We start from the raw sequence: 15,018 nt of genomic DNA, 5'->3' as shown, positions 1-15,018 counted from the left end.
TTTCTTAAGCTCTATTTTACATACTTTTAACATCGAGAAGTGAAAATATAAAGATTATTTAAACCAACAAATTAACGTATTGCATGAAAACATTACAAAGATGCCTGCTCGTTCTGATGCTTGCCGCTCCTATAGGTGCATTATCTCAGGGTGTTAGTGGTATCATTACCGAAAAAAGCACCGGATTACCTCTACCCGGAGTCAATGTAATAATAAAAGGTACCGCTACCGGTAGTACATCTGATTTTGAAGGAAACTATTTTATAGCTGCTTCTAATGGTGATGTATTGATCTTTTCTTACATTGGCTACAAAACTATGGAAGTTACGGTTACTTCAAACACACTAAACATAGCTTTGGAAGAAGATACGGAAGTGCTGGATGAAGTTATCGTTATAGGATACGGTACGACCACCAAACGTGATGCTACCGGATCTGTAGAACTGGTCACGGCCGATGAGCTCAACAAAGGGGCGATCACCACCGTAGATCAAATGCTAAACGGTAGGTCTGCCGGGGTGCGTATTGTAAATTCAGGAGGGCAACCAGACTCTGCTCCCAATATTCGTATAAGAGGAGGTGCTTCTCTTAACGCGAACAACAGCCCTCTGATTATTATTGACAATATCCCTATCTCCATTAATAACCCGGCAGGACAAAGTAACCCCCTGGCACTGGTAAACCCTAATGACATTGAGTCGTTTTCTATTTTAAAAGATGCTTCGGCTACTGCCATTTACGGTTCGCGGGCCTCTAACGGGGTTATTATCATTACCACTAAAAAAGGAAGTTCGGGAAAACCCAGATTTAATTTTTCATCAAACATACAGGTAGGTACCTTGACTGATAAACTTGATGTACTCTCGTCTGATGAATATGTAGATTTCATCAATCAGTTCTTTCCTTCAGAAACCAACCTACTGGGAGTTGACGGGGTTGTTTACGACACAGACTGGCAGGACGTTATTTACAGAACCTCTATCACCACTGATAATAATTTTAGTGTGAATGGCAACCTTTTTGGGAACGTTCCTTTCAGAGGCTCTGTGGGGCATACCTCTATTGAGGGGATCCTGAGAGAGTCTTCTCTGGAACGATATAACCTCTCTGTGAGTGCTACCCCCAGTTTTTTTGACGATCATCTTAAAGTAAGCATTAATGCCAAAGGAATTATTACCAAAAAAGATCAGCCCGATGAAGGTGCCATAGGTTCTGCATTGGGTTTGAACCCTACGCTCCCCATATTTGACCCAACAGGAGCACAACCTTTTGGCGGATTTTATCAAACTACAGACCCACAAAGTAGCTTTTTAAGAACCGTAGGGCCCACCAATGCACTGGCGCAGCTACAACAAAGAAAACGGGATGAAGATGCAAACCGGTTTTTAGGAAATATACAATTTGAATACAAGCTTCATGCTATTCCCGAGCTTAAAGCTATCCTTAACCTGGCTTTAGATTATTCAGAATCTGATATTAATGAGCGCTTTTTAGATAACGCCATTTTAGCGTACAATAACTTTGAAGATAATCCACAATTTAACCCTGGTGAGCGATACCGGGAAGAACAGGTACGACAGGATCGCACTATGGATGCTTACCTTAGTTACACAAAATATTTTAATGAAAGTTTTATTACGCGGGTAGATGCCCAGGGAGGGTATTCGTATCAGAACTTCAGGAACAGCGGGGTACAGTTCCCTACCATTCCTGACGGAAACGGGAACCAGATACCAGGTACCGTTTTTAACTATTTCAATGAAATGAACATTCAGTCTTTCTTTGGTAGAGTGAATCTGGATTTTAAAGATAAGTACCTGTTTACGGCAACTTTTAGAACAGATGGTTCCTCCCTGTTCTCTGAGGATAACCGGTGGGGCTATTTCCCCTCTGCCGCTCTCGCCTGGAAAATAAAAGATGAAAATTTCTTGAAAGATTCCAATACCGTAACCGATCTTAAAATTCGTGTAGGCTGGGGTATTACAGGCCAACAGGATATTTCAGGATCCGTAGGTTTCTACCCTTATATCCCTCTCTATCTGGTAGGTGATCCCACGGTACAATACAGCTTTGACGGATTTTTCATTAGAACAGCCGCGGCACTCGCCTTTAATTCCAACCTTACCTGGGAAAATACGGCTACTACCAACTTTGGAGTAGATTTTAACCTTTGGAATGGTTTACTGGAAGGAAATGTAGATTACTATTTTAGAAAAACTACTGATCTCTTATCCAACGTTCCTCAGTCTGAAGGAAGTTTGCGAAACTTTTTTGTAGATAATGTTGGAGAAACCGAAAGCGAAGGGGTGGAAGTGTCGCTTAACCTGACCCCCATTTCAAATGATAAAGTAACCGTATCTTTTAACGGGAATATCTCCTTTAATGAGACCTATATTACCGACCTCAACAATGTAACTCAAATTACACGGGGAGATACCGGAGTGGGCCGGGGTACCGGAGTGAACATAGGTACTTTTAAAGTGGGACAGCTAGCCAGAACATTCTGGTTGTATGAACAGATCTATGATGCCAACGGGAACCCTATTCAGGATTCTTTTGTGGACCAGGACGGAAACGGTATTATTAATGATGACGATCGTATCTTTATTCCCGTAGATCCTAAATGGACATACGGTTTTGGTACAAACATCAATTACAAGAATTTTGATTTTACCGCAAATTTCAGAGGGCAGTTAGGTGGCAACATTTTTAATGCCAACCTCCTCAATCGCGGAAACATAGGGCCCGGTGCTGTAATTCCTGCTAACGGTGTAGGCTTCATAAACAATGTACTCGACTTATATGATGGTACCAATTACAATGGCTTTACCAATTTGGTAAGTGACCAGCAGGCACTTTCCGATTTTTATGTGTCTGACGGAAGCTTTTTACGACTGGACAATATTACCCTGGGATATAACTTCATGGGGCTATTTGACAACAAACTACAGGTACGTATGTATGCTTCAGTTAACAACGTATTTGTTATTTCAGATTACGATGGTCTTGATCCGGAAAACTTTAACGGTATAGAACAATCGCCTTATGCCAGACCCCGAACCTATACGTTTGGGATGAATTTTGACTTTTAATTACCAAGATATGAATATGAAAAATATGATTTTTGGGTGTATGACCATTTGCCTGTTCCTGCTCAGTTCATGCATTAACGATCTCGACACAGAACCAAGAGTAGAACAATCATTGGATAATCTGCTTGATGATGATCCAAATGCCATAACTAGCGTTTTGGCTAAATTATATGCCGGGCTTATAATACACGGACAGGGAGTTCCCGGTTCCGGCAATCAGATCGCAGATATCGTTGGAGACGATCCCGGAGAAACCGTTTATTTCAGAAGCCTCTGGAACCTGCAGGAAATGCCTACCGACATTGTTAAGAACCGTTGGGGCGATAACGGTCTCGATCCTTTAACCACCGCTACCGGATGGATCGCGACCAACAAATTTTTTGGTTATATGTACAATCGCATCTTCTATCAGGTAGGCCAGGCCAATAATTTCATACTTGAAATAACTCCAAGAGAGTTTGAAGAAAAAGACCTCTTGATCGCAGAGGCGCGTTTTCTGAGAGCACTGGCATATTATCATGCCATGGATCTCTTTGGAGGAGTTCCCCTGGTAACAGAAGCAGACGGTATTGGCGGCGCCAATAAGCCACGATCTTCCCGTCAGGAGATTTTCGAATATGTAGAAAGCGAACTGCTGGCCATAGAAAATACCATTCCCGTTTCCAGCCAATACGGTCGTGTAAACAGAGCTACCATACAAATGCTTCTGGCAAAAGCATATCTCAATGCAGAAGTATATACAGAGCAAAGTAAATACACCGAAGCATTAGATTATATATCACGTGTGATCAATGACGGCCAGTTTAGTTTATCTGACGATTATCAATCAGTATTTCAGGGCGATAACTTCCTTTCTCCTGAGATTATTTTCCCTCTTATCGGAGACCGCCTTAACGCACAGTCTTTTGGGAACGCCACCTATTTAATAAACGGCAGTCTAAGCACAGAAACTATGGATATTGGTGAGTTTGGTGCTGAAGCCGGATGGACCGGTCACCGTTGTACACCCGCTCTTTACAGCCTGTTTGGAGATCTGGAAACTACCAACGATTCCAGAGCAATTTTCTGGACAGACGGACACCAGTTTGAAATGGAAGATTACCGCCAGTGGACTGACGGATACCCAACCACTAAATTCAGGAATACCTATGCTCAGGGAGATGCCCCGGTAATGAATTTCTCCGATGTTGATATTCCCTTCTTCAGGTTGGCAGATGCCTATTTAATGTATGCCGAAGCCCATTTAAGAGGCGGTGGAGGCGATATAGGCACCGCACTTTCATATATTAACCAGTTACGGGAGCGCGCCTATGGGGATACTTCAGGAAACATTACTGCCGGTGAGCTAACTCTCGATTTTATCATAGATGAAAGAGCCCGTGAATTATATTACGAAGGGCATCGTCGCCAGGACCTTATCCGGTTTGGACGGTTTACCGGAAGTACCTACAACTGGCCCTGGAAAGGAGGCGTCGTAAACGGAACTTCTATTCCTTCCCATTACGACCTGTACCCTATTCCACTGGAAGCCCTACAGGCCAACCCCAATCAGGAACAAAATCCGGGATACTAAACATTCGCATTAAAAACACATACTCATGAAAAATACATTCAGAACTATCATTCTATCAGCACTGCTGCTCTCTCTATGGGCCTGTAGTGATGACGATCCGATCGTTACGGCCAATACAGTGGCCGCCGCTGAACTTATTGCGCCCGAAGGCAATACGAATATCGTTCTAGACCCTGCCAATCCAGGAAATCCGGCAGTAACACTTGTATGGAATCACGGTGATTACGGAGTAGAAACCGTTATTAATTATGAAATAGAACTGGCAGCTTCCCAAACCGATTTTGCTAATGCCATTAATATGGGGGCTACCACCAATCGTTTTATCACCTGGACCGTAAACCAGTTAAACAATGCTGCCATTCAGGCCGGACTCACCCCATTCGAGGCCGGTAGTCTCGACGTACGCGTAAAATCAACCATAGGTGTTGAAAATGTACTGGAGCAGATCTCAGACCCTATAAGTATCACCGTTACACCCTTTAGTAACAGTGCTCCCAGGCTTGCCGTACCCGGTGACCATCAGGGCTGGAACCCCAGTGAAGATGCTGTAGATTATGTGCCTTACCTCGCCGCTTCCGCACCCGAGCAAAGTGATTTTGAAGGGTTTGTGGCACTAAACAATGAATTCAAGTTTGTAGGAGCAGATGCCGGAGGTTCCTTTCAGTGGGGTAATACAGACTGGGGAGATGCTTCCGGTGTAAACGGAAGTTATACCCAGGTACTTACTGACGATGGTGAAGGTAACTGTGGTACTGCTAATGCAGGAGGTCCCGGTTATTATTTCATTCAGGCAGATACCGAGGCACTTACCTATACCCTTACCAAAACCTCATGGGGTATTATAGGGAACGCAACACCCACAGGTTGGGATTCTGATACTGATATGGTGTATGATGAAAGTACAAGAACATGGTCGGTTACCATTGATCTCATACCCCAGGAAGCACCGGATAACGGATTTAAATTTCGGGCAAACGATGTCTGGGACCTTAATCTGGGTGATGACGGAGCAGACGGCATAATGGATTTTAACGGTGGAAGCATAGGAGTAGCCGAAGCCGGTAACTATACCATTACCATTGACCTTAGTAATCCCAGAGCCTATACATACACTGTGGTGAAAAATTAATATCCATTAAACTTGAAAAAGGGTTGTCTTCGGGCAGCCTTTTTTTTACCAAAATTGTTATTGATGAGAAAATTATTATTTTTATTCCTTCTGTTGAGTACCTTCGGATATACGCAGGTTCAAAATGTTAACTTCACTATAGAACCCTCATCATTTAATGAGAACGAACAAATTACCATTACGGTTTCTAACGTAGATCCTACACTCTGGAACAGTGGTCAACCCGATAATATTTACTTATGGGCCTGGTACTTTGATGCCAACAATGTTTCAGCAGATGCTCCCAACAACGGTGAGTGGACCAATTCTAATGAAGCACAACAAATGACCAATAATGGTAATGGTACGTACAGTTATACCTTAACCCCCAGCACCTTTTATAATACCACAGGCATTACAAGAATAGGGATGCTTGTTAAAGCAAAAAACGGTGACGGTGATAAAAAATCTCAGGATTTCCTCGCAGACGTAGGTCGTTTTCAACTTACCCTCACCAGCCCTTCCAATTCCCCTCTTATCGTAAATGCAGGCGAAAATTTTCAAATAGCCGCCACCGCTACCCTTGAAGCCGATTTTATTCTAAAAGCCAATGATGTGCAAATACACAGCAGTACTGCACCCACCACCACCTATAATTACACCTATGCGGTAAATGAGGAAACCTCATTTGTCATTGAAGCAACCCATAGCGGAGAAACACTCAGTGAACGTTTTGAAGTACTTACCGTCCCTACCGTTACAGAAGAAGCACTTCCAACAGGATTATTAGACGGGCTTAATCCTCACCCAAGTGACCCAACCAAAGCCACCCTCGTTTTTTATGCTCCCGGGAAAGATTTCATACATGTAATAGGTGATTTTAACAACTGGGAACGACAAGCCGGCTACCTCATGAAAAAAGATCCCGCCACAGATCGCTTTTGGCTGGAGATCAGCGAACTTACACCCCAGTTCAACCACCAATACCAATATCTTGTAAACGGAACCCTAAACGTAGCAGACCCCTATTCTACACTTATACTGGATGAGTTTAACGATACATTCATAGATACCACCACATATCCTGATCTTCCCGCATATCCTACAGGGCTTACCAATGGGGCCGTAACCGTTTTGCGTCTGGGAGATCCCGAATACCAATGGCAGAGCAACCAATACCAGCGCCCGGCCAGAGAAGACCTTATTATTTACGAATTACTGGTAAGGGATTTTGATGAACGACATACCTTTGACGCCGTAAGAGACCGACTCGATTACCTGGAAGAACTAGGCATTAATGCCATAGAGCTTATGCCCGTTAACGAATTTGACGGTAACGAAAGCTGGGGTTACAACCCTTCCTTTCATATGGCTCTTGACAAATACTACGGCACCAAAAACGCATTCAAACAACTTATAGACGAATGTCACTCTAGAGGTATTGCAGTCATTATAGACGTCGTATATAACCACGCCTCCGGGCAACATCCTTATTTCAGGATGTGGAACGATAGTAATGGCGGTTTTGAAGGGCAGGCCTCAGCCGATAATCCTTTTTTCAATATCCAACCCAGACATTCTTATAACGTTTTCAATGATTTCAATCACCAGTCAGAAGCTACACGGGCATATGTGGAAAGAACCGCAAAATACTGGATAGAAGAATTTAGAATAGATGGTTTCCGGTGGGACCTTACCAAAGGATTCACTCAAAACTGTGGGCCCGGAGCCAATCAGGAGAGTTGTACCAATGATTATCAGGCAGACCGGGTAAATGTATTAAAACTATACGCAGACTACCAATGGGAAGTTGACCCTGATTTTTATGTGATCTTCGAACACCTGGGCTTTGGAGGCTCTGCACAGGAAGAACTGGAGTGGGTGAATTATCGCCTTAATGAAAATAAAGGTATTATGTTCTGGGACAAATTGACTGATCCCTACAACGAAGCAACCATGGGATACCACGAGGACAATAAGTCCAATTTTTCATCCGTTTCTTATCAAGTGAAAAACTGGCCTGCCCCTTCCAATATATCCTATATGGAGAGTCATGATGAAGAGAGGCTCATGTACAAAAATCTTGAATTTGGAAATGAGAACAGTACCTATAGCACCAAAGAACTGAGTACAGCGCTGGAACGCATGAAACTGGCCGGAGCTTTCTTTTTTACCGTTCCCGGGCCTAAAATGTTATGGCAATTTGGTGAACTGGGCTACGAAATTTCCATTAATTTTAATGGCCGTACCGGAAACAAACCCATACGTTGGGATTATCTGGAACAGGAAGACCGAAAGGCACTTTATGATACCTGGTCAGATCTTATACTACTCAGGAAAAATGAACCCGTATTTACCACCGAAAATTTTTCACTCGATACCGGTAACACCAACGGATTAAAGAAAATACATCTTAGTACGCAGGGAGCAGATGATGAGATTACCTATATAACCATTATAGGTAACTTCGGTATTACCGAGCAGACCATTGAACCCCAATTTCAGGAAACCGGTGTGTGGTACAGCCTGTTAGAGAGCAATCTTAAACACATAGTTACCAATACCACCGCTCCTATTATGCTTCAACCCGGAGAATTCAGGATATACGGTAATAATCCCACCGCACTTTTTCCCGATATAAACCCTCCGGATGAGGACCATGACGGAGTTCCGGATGCAAATGACACTTGTCCCGGTACACCTTTAGGCGCTACCGTTGATGTTAATGGGTGCGAAGTCTTCTCTTTACCTGCATCAAACTTTACCGTAAAAGTTTATTCGGAAACCTGCAGATCTGAAGATAATGGCCGTATTCAACTAACAGCCGCCCAAAACCTTAACTATACCGCAACACTAAGTATAAATGGGAGCACTCCTCAGGTAAAATCCTTTACCTCAGAAGTAGAATTCGATCGGCTTTCGGCAGATACTTACCAACTATGTATAACCGTAGAGGGGCAAGCCTACGAACGCTGCTTCTCTACCACGGTAACCGAGCCCGAAGATCTCACCGTATTTTCTGCAGTACATTCAGCCACCAGAGAATTAACACTTACGCTATCAGGAGGAAACACCTATACCATTTTTGTAAACGATACCCAGTATCTAACTACAGATAATGAAATCACCATTCAGCTCAAAGATGCAGTTAACCGTGTTTCAGTTAGAACCGATAAAGAATGTCAGGGTATCTATGAAGAAACCATACAGATGTATGATGACTTACGTCTATCACCAAACCCCGTTACAGGGCAGCAGGTATATATTGATACACCTACCCCCTTTTATGAAGATACCACCATAAGTATTTTCAGCATAAGCGGACAACAGATCTCTCAGCAAAAATACACTGCGAACGATGGACGCGGGCGCATTTCGGTTAATGTAAATACATTGCCTCCCGGAATGTATATACTTACCATACAGACAGGTAACACCTTTGTGAATAGAAAAATAATAAAACAATGAAGAATTTTATAAAATATACACTCTTGTTTATAGCAGCGGTTTTCCTCACAGCCTGTGGAGGTGGTAGTGATGATAATGGAGGAGAGCCCACACCCGCAGCAACCCCTCCCCAGGCTGCAGTATTGGTATTCCCCGAAGATAATACAGAATGTAATGAAGGAACCATCATATCCGATACGCAAAGCAGGGTAACCTTTCGATGGAATTCGGCAGCCAATTCTGACCGATATACCATAAACCTTCGTAATTTGGAGACCGGTACCACAGAAACATTTAATACCACCAATACCCAACAGGAGATCAGTTTACAACGGGGTACGCCCTATGCCTGGTTTATAATTTCCAGAAATGATATGAGTTCTCAAACCGCCAACAGTGCCACATGGCAATTTTACAATGCCGGCGCACCTGTAGAGAGCCATGCACCGTTTCCCGCAGAAGTAGTTAATCCGAAAACCGGAAGCTCCGTAAACGCAGGAAACATTACAATTGAATGGACGGCTGGTGATATTGATAATGATATTGCAGAATATCAGGTATTCCTGGATACCTTTTCGCCACCTGAAACAGAAATTACTACTACCCAAAACCCTTTTTTTGATATTTCTGTAAGTTCAGGTCAGGTATATTATTTTTATATTGTAGTTAAAGACTTTCAAAACAATACCTCTAAATCTGATATATTTCAATTCCGAGTTAATTAGCTATATGCTAATTTAATGTTAAGACCCGTCTTTAAACGGGTCTTTTTTTTGATTTTATGTCACTCTTTTTTATTAGCTTATTTTAACATAAAAAATAAGAATATTATAATCAAAAAGCCAAAAAAATAATATTTAAAAAATTATTTACAAAAAATTTATTATATTAATTATATATAAAAGTTATCAACACTAAACCGTTTTCGTAATTGATTCACAGCAACATACCATAAATTTAACAAAATATTTACCTAGATTTAAAACAAAACTTTACACAACCAACTATTGACTTTAAATTTATATTGTATGAAGAACAACTTACTTAAAGGTTTTCTCGTGTTAAGTGCTTTCTTACACTTTTCCATGGGAAAGGCTCAAACCGTTAGCGGAACGGTGTCTGACGCCCTTGGCCCACTACCAGGAGCAAGTGTTCTGGTAAAGGGTACCACCAATGGAACCCAAACCGATTTTGACGGAAACTACACTTTAGATAACGTTAGCAGCAACGCTGTACTTATCTTTAGCTATGTAGGTTTTAAAACACAGGAGGTCCCCGTTAATGGAAGATCAACCATAAATGTAACTCTGGCAGAAGATACCCAGGCACTGGATGAGATTGTGGTTATAGGTTACGGTACACAACGAGTACGAGATGCAACCGGAGCCGTTGCCGTGGTAACTTCAAAAGACTTTAACCAGGGAGTGATCGCCTCACCCGAACAGCTCATTCAGGGTAAAACCGCCGGTGTACAGATTACACAAACCAGTGGAGAGCCCGGAGCAGGTATTGATATCCGTATTAGAGGTACAAGTTCTGTACGTTCAAATAATAATCCGCTTTTTGTAGTAGATGGTATTCCCTTAGCAGGTGATGAAACGGCAGCCGGAGGTGTAAATATAGGATTTGGTTCCAGTGCTTCCAGAAACCCCCTTAACTTTTTAAACCCGAGTGATATTGAAAGTATGAGTATTCTTAAAGATGCTTCTGCTACCGCCATTTATGGTTCTCGTGGTGCCAATGGTGTGGTTATTATCACCACCAAAGGAGGCAAAGGTACCGGTAGCCGCTGGGAATTTGATTCCAACTTAAGCTTTTCAAAACCGGCAGAAGAATTTAACTTACTGGGTAGAGATCGGTATCTGGATGCTGTAGAACAATTTAGTGGTATTCCTGCAGAAGATGCCGGTGCCAATACCGACTGGCAGGATGTAGTAACCCGTAATGCCGTTTCTCAAAATCAAAACCTTTCTTTTTCTCACGGTTATGAAAATGGTTCGGTACGCGCCACTTTTGGCTACGGAAAACAATTTGGTGTTATTGAAAATTCTTCCCTGGAAAGAATTACAGGAAGAGTAAATGCTTTGCATCGTTTTTTTGATGATAAACTCAAAATAAATATTCAGGCCACACTCTCAAGAGTAAATGATGAGTCCCCACCGTTAAGTGGAAGTGCCGGATTTAGGGGTGATATTCTCGGGGCAGCTTATTCGGCAAACCCTACCTGGCCCAATGACCCTAATTTCGATACAGGAGGACAACTCAACCCCAGGGTCATGCTAGATTTTGTTCAGAGCCTTACCTCAACTACGCGGGCATTACTCAACTTTTCAGGAGAGTACCAGATAACTCCCGAACTGTCTGCCAAATTAAACTTAGGATACGATAAATCAGAATCTACCCGAAAATCAGCCGCCAATGCACTGGCCCGAAACCTTGACAGAGCCGTGTTTGGTAATGGTCGGGCAGCTATTAACGACATAAATGTAGAGAACCGGCTTATAGAGGCTACTCTTACCTACACGAAAGAATTTGAAAATTCAAAAATAACCGCCCTTGTGGGGTATTCTTTTCAGGATTTTGGAAGAAGAGGAAGAAATGTGGAAGGTTTTGGATTCAGTTCCACCGATCTTAACGTAATGACGGGAGACCTTACCAGAGCTTCTGCTGCTATTGAGAACCGAATAGAAGGTCCTTACCAGCAATACGGGATAGACCCAAGATCAACCAACTTTTTTGTAAACAGGCTTTTTCCTGACATTACTACCGATGTGGTGGCAGCACCCACCGGTTTAAATGTACGTTCTGTTTTTGGAGAAACTTTTGACTTTACAGACGAGCTACAATCGTTCTTCACACGTGTGGAATATACCTTATATGATAAGTTTATTTTTACCGGAACAGTTCGTGCTGATGGTTCTTCGCGATTTGGAGATGATAATCGTTACGGATATTTCCCTTCGGGAGCTTTTGCGTGGAAACTGGATGAAGAAGATTTTATTGGAGATGCATTTTCAACCCTTAAAGTGCGTTTAGGTTTCGGTATTACCGGTAACCAGGACGGGCTGGGGTATGGTAATTTCCTGAGAAGACAGCGATTTAATTCTCCTTATGTTGGAGCAGGCTTTCAGGTAATACAAGACAATGGTGAGATAGAGCCTCCGGGAACCACCACCGTTGCCTTTGCAAATCCCGAGTTAAGATGGGAAGAAACCATACAGTACAACGTAGGGTTTGATTTTGGTTTTAATAACGACCGTTTAAACGGTACCCTAGACGTCTATAGAAAAGAAACCACAGATCTCCTGTTGCGCATTGAGTCTGCACAACCCGCACCACAGCCTTTTGTTTTTGAGAACCTAGATGCAGTAGTTGTGAACCAGGGGATAGAATTTGCCATTAATTACGATTTTTTCCAAACGGAAGATTTCACCTGGAACGCAGGCTTTAACATTGCGTATAACGACAACGAAATACAGGATTTTGAAGGCCTTCTTCCTGCAGGAACTATACGGGGCCAGGGATTATCAAGAGCATTTGCCCAGGCACTGGCAAGCGGCAGGCCTCTGTTTTCATTTTATGTGAGAGAGTTTGACGGATTTGAAAACGGACAACCGGTTCCTAATGTCGATGAACAAAAATTTGTTGATAAAAGTGCACTGCCCACAGTAAATGCAGGTCTTTCTACCAATTTCACGTATAAGAACTGGGATCTTTCCGCATTCTTTGCCGGACAGTTCGGGCATTACATATACAATAACACCCGAAATGCCTTCTTCACTGCCGGGTCTATTAACTCAGGAAGAAATGTAACCCCTGATGTATTGACCAGCGGGGAAGCCGGAAGCGCAGAAGCTTCCGTATCTGAAAGATTTCTGGAAAAAGGAGACTTCATTCGTCTTCAGAACGTAACATTAGGATACAATGTACCTCTTTCCGGAGAAGGCCTCTTTGACTCACTCAGGCTTTACCTTAACGGACAAAACCTATTTGTTATTACTGATTACAGTGGTCTTGATCCTGAAGTAAGTATTCAGCCGGGTGCAACCGATCTCCTTAATGGTCTGCCCACCTTTGGAATTGATTATACATCATTCCCAAGGCCCAGAACAATAACCATTGGTTTAAGTGCCTCATTTTAATTAAAAAAATTGATAACTATGAATACAAAGTTATTTACAAAACGAGGATTAATGACAGCACTGTCTGCCTTGCTTATCATCTCCTGTACCGATCTGGAGATTGAAGAAACAGATTCGATTTTTGAGGAATCAGATGGTTTTTCCGGAGTACCCGCACAGTCTTCATTAACCCAGTTGTACAACGATATCTTTGGCCAACTGGGAAATCAGGAAGACTTCTTCGCTCTGAATGAAGTTTCGACCGATGAACTGCTCGTACCCACCCGTGGCACAGACTGGGGTGACAATGGTATCTGGAGAACGCTACACACCCATACCTGGGCTACTACCCATGATTATATACTCAATACCTGGAACAATCTTAATCAGAATGTATTCCGGGCAAGTGAGATTATTGACCCCCGTAGTTCACCAACACCTCAGGAGGAGGCCGAAGCGCGTTTTTTACGTGCATTCAGTATGTTTTGGGTAATGGATCTTTACGGGCAGGTGCCCTTCCGGGAAGTAGATGAAGGCCCTGAAGTAAGCCCCAGAGTACTCACCCGCCAGGAAGCGTATGATTTTGTACTTGATGATCTTACCAGAGCACTGCCCAACTTACCGGTTACGGGACCCAGTCCACAAACTGAGTTTGCTTCGCAGGCCTCAGCCCATTTTCTTTTGGCCAAACTACATCTTAACGCTCATATCTATAATGGTACCGGTACCCCGGAAGCCAGTGATATGACTGCTGTTATTAATGCTGTAGATGCTATTGCAGGCGATGGCTTTGGCTTACAGAGCGGGTATTTCGAGATCTTCGAAGAAAGTGTAGATAATGAGACCATATGGTGGGCCAGAACATCTGTGGGAAACCGTATCTGGAACGGACTGCATTACAACCAGATCGCTCCCGGAAATGACGGAGGAGGATGGAACGGATTCAGTACCCTTGCAGAATTTTACGATTTGTTTGAAGGAGACCCTAATACCAATACTGTTGGTTCGGGCCAGGAAGAAAGAAGAGGTTTTGTGCCCGATGCTACGAATGCAAACAGTTCTAACCTGGGAATAGGATACGGTTTTTTACTGGGACAGCAATATGATGTTAACGGGAATCCGCTTAAGGACCGAATTGACCAACCGCTCGCATTTACCAGAGAGCTGCCCGGTTTAATAGGTAACAATGAACGTACCGGTATTCGAGTGATCAAGTACCACCCTGTAAATGGCTCATTTACCAGTCATGAGGTGGTTTTCAGATATGCCGATGCGCATCTTATGAAGGCTGAGGCCATGATGCGAAGCGGCGGAGACCCGACTGCTATGGTTAATGAACTGAGAATATTAAGACAGGCCGACCCTTTGGGAGCTGTTACAGAAAGTGATCTGCTGGCCGAAAGAGGACGGGAATTATATATAGAATTCTGGAGAAGAAATGACCTTATTCGCTTTGGAGAATTCACAAAAGACTGGGAGTTCAAAGAGCCCGCTTCGGTAGGAGATATAAACAAACAATTGTATCCCATACCTGCCAATGCATTGTTATCAAACCCTAACCTGGTGCAAAACCCAGGATACTAGATCCACCCGATAAGATTAAGATCAGGTTTAGTCTGGGGGGCTGTTTCCATTTTAGAAACAGCCCCTTGTTATTACCAACCACTAAAACCCGGT

7 protein-coding genes are annotated in these 15,018 nt (G+C 43.0%); all 7 read left to right on the top strand.

The features are described from left to right. Positions 1-83: 83 nt before the first annotated feature. The 7 genes from WAO84_RS06415 (at position 84) to WAO84_RS06385 (ending at position 14,925) form a co-directional block, all read left to right on the top strand. Positions 84-3,092 (top strand): SusC/RagA family TonB-linked outer membrane protein, encoded by a 3,009-nt coding sequence (locus tag WAO84_RS06415; RefSeq protein ID WP_340064527.1) that lies wholly within the window; start codon positions 84-86, stop codon positions 3,090-3,092. 16 nt (positions 3,093-3,108) lie between these two features. After that, positions 3,109-4,665, top strand: a complete 1,557-nt coding sequence (locus WAO84_RS06410; protein WP_340064526.1) for a RagB/SusD family nutrient uptake outer membrane protein — start codon at positions 3,109-3,111, stop codon at positions 4,663-4,665. Positions 4,666-4,690: 25 nt separating this feature from the next. Next, positions 4,691-5,794: a SusE domain-containing protein gene (locus WAO84_RS06405; RefSeq protein ID WP_340064525.1), complete on the top strand. Its 1,104-nt coding sequence runs from the start codon at positions 4,691-4,693 to the stop codon at positions 5,792-5,794. A 63-nt stretch (positions 5,795-5,857) separates the two neighbouring features. Then, on the top strand, positions 5,858-9,241 hold the full coding sequence (locus WAO84_RS06400) for an alpha-amylase family glycosyl hydrolase (RefSeq protein WP_340064524.1): 3,384 nt from the start codon (positions 5,858-5,860) through the stop codon (positions 9,239-9,241). Then, positions 9,238-9,945, top strand: a complete 708-nt coding sequence (locus tag WAO84_RS06395; RefSeq protein ID WP_340064523.1) for a hypothetical protein — start codon at positions 9,238-9,240, stop codon at positions 9,943-9,945. The genes WAO84_RS06400 and WAO84_RS06395 overlap by 4 nt, the downstream gene beginning before the upstream one ends. Before the next feature lie 303 nt (positions 9,946-10,248). Next, positions 10,249-13,362 carry a SusC/RagA family TonB-linked outer membrane protein gene (locus WAO84_RS06390; protein WP_340064522.1) on the top strand — a complete coding sequence of 1,038 codons (3,114 nt, stop codon included), beginning with the start codon at positions 10,249-10,251 and terminating at the stop codon, positions 13,360-13,362. Between the two features lie 18 nt (positions 13,363-13,380). Next, positions 13,381-14,925, top strand: coding sequence for a RagB/SusD family nutrient uptake outer membrane protein (locus WAO84_RS06385; protein WP_340064519.1), 1,545 nt, complete (start codon positions 13,381-13,383; stop codon positions 14,923-14,925). The last annotated feature ends 93 nt before the right edge of the window (positions 14,926-15,018 follow it).

Origin of the sequence: Ascidiimonas aurantiaca (assembly GCF_037646345.1) — a bacterium.
GTDB classification, from domain to species: domain Bacteria; phylum Bacteroidota; class Bacteroidia; order Flavobacteriales; family Flavobacteriaceae; genus Ascidiimonas; species Ascidiimonas aurantiaca.
Note: the sequence above shows the minus strand (reverse complement) of the source record. Positions and strands in the feature narration are given on the sequence as shown.